This is a genomic window from Pedobacter gandavensis, from assembly GCF_014172405.1.
Classification (GTDB): Bacteria; Bacteroidota; Bacteroidia; order Sphingobacteriales; family Sphingobacteriaceae; genus Pedobacter; species Pedobacter gandavensis.
The window spans coordinates 1-1,204 of record NZ_WNXC01000018.1; the positions used below are offsets into that span (position 1 = coordinate 1).

General features: G+C 40.6%; 2 protein-coding genes. Both read left to right on the forward strand.

Annotated elements, in window-relative coordinates; translation table 11 throughout:
* The first annotated feature begins 45 nt into the window (after positions 1–45).
* The gene (locus GM920_RS23565; protein ID WP_182961872.1) at positions 46–411 is read left to right on the forward strand and encodes an ISAon1 family transposase N-terminal region protein; all 366 of its coding nucleotides are present in this window, start codon (positions 46–48) and stop codon (positions 409–411) included.
* Positions 412–421: 10 nt separating this feature from the next.
* Positions 422–1,204 (forward strand): ISAon1 family transposase (locus GM920_RS23570; RefSeq protein ID WP_449581086.1); only part of this gene is annotated, 783 nt, incomplete at its 3' end.

Consider the following 1,204-nt stretch of genomic DNA (forward strand, 5'->3'; position numbering starts at 1 on the left):
AGGTGATAAAAATATAGCTTTGTATTTTTATCCAGTTTAATATTTATGCCATCAAGTACTGCATCATTACTGAAATTATTTCTGCCAGATTTTATACTAGAGAATTTTGAATTCAAAGGAGCTATTGAAGACAGTGACACCTTCAATATTGAGCTTGAGGAACTGAATAACCCTCCGTCGGAATGGGATGATATAAAAGTTTTGTCAAAAGGCTTTTTTCCTCAGATTGTGATTCAGGATTTTCCAATTCGTGGGCACAAAGTTTTTTACCATATCCGAAGACGTAGATGGCTTAATACCGAGAGTTCTCAAGTAATTTACCGGAATTGGACTTTAGTTGAGAAAGGAACGCGAATGACAGGAGATTTCGCGGCTTTTTTAAAAGAAATCAATCGATACAGCGCCGAATAGCATTGATTCCATCAGCTCATTCTATGGTGTTAAGTCTAAAAATCTGCTCCGACAATACCGAGATTATCTAAGTGATTTTAAAGGCTGGGAACAAAAACCACATGCAAAAAAGTGGCTCTTATATCCAGAGAACCTGGGAGAACAGCTTTCCATAGATGAAACCAGCCTTTCCCATGGTGAGCTTTACACCATCCTGACCAACAAAGCGGCAAAAGGTAAGAAAGGGGCTATTGTTGCCATTGTAGCAGGTACCAAAGCGGAAAACGTCATTTCAGTACTACAAAAGATTCCTGAAAGCGCGAGAAAAAAGGTGAGAGAAATCACCTTGGATATGGCGGGTAACATGGAGTTGATCTGTAAACGTTGTTTTCCTCAGGCGACCAGGGTGACCGATAGGTTTCATGTACAAAAGCTCGCTACAGAAGCGCTGCAGGAAATGCGGATTAAACATAGATGGGAAGCGCTGGATGCAGAAAATGAGGCCATAGAGATATCGAAAAAAACAGGCAACCCATTTCAATCAGAAGTACTTCACAATGGAGATACAGTCAAACAGTTATTAGCTCGTAGCAGGTACGTTTTGTATAAAAAACCTTCGGCCTGGACCGATAGTCAAAAGGATCGTGCGGAACTCCTATTTGGGAGATTTCCCGATCTAAAAACAGCCTATGGACTAAGTATGGGTCTTAGTCAGCTATTCGAAAACACAAAAGACAAGGTCTTTGCGCTAGCCAATCTGGCCAAATGGCATGAGAAAGTAAGGCAAACAGGTTTCAAGTCCTTCAATACCATT